This window comes from Polaribacter sp. 2405UD43-2 (assembly GCF_058147125.1).
This window is the reverse complement of record NZ_JBYVJX010000089.1, coordinates 1-239: the sequence shown is the minus strand read 5'-3', so window position 1 is coordinate 239 and position 239 is coordinate 1. Positions and strand designations below refer to the sequence as shown.

General features: G+C 32.6%; 1 pseudogene. It reads left to right on the top strand.

Features of this window, described 5'->3' with window-relative positions:
• Positions 1-55 precede the first annotated feature (55 nt).
• Positions 56-239 (top strand): annotated as a pseudogene (locus tag ACY2RX_RS14860) (OmpH family outer membrane protein); the annotation flags it as partial.

Below are 239 nucleotides of genomic sequence, written 5' to 3'. Positions count from 1 at the left end.
ATTTGTCATACTCAAGTTTCTTCGACCCGGTTTTTTCTACACACATCTTCTACACATGCAAAAAATATTTTTAACACTCGTTCTTTTATTTACTGCAACAGTTTTTTGGTCGCAAAGAAATCAAATTATAGCTTATCTAGATATGGATTATATTCTAGAAAATGTTCCAGAATATCTTGAAGCTCAACATACCCTTGACGGAAAAGTTGCGAAATGGAGAAAAAAATTAGACGGACAAG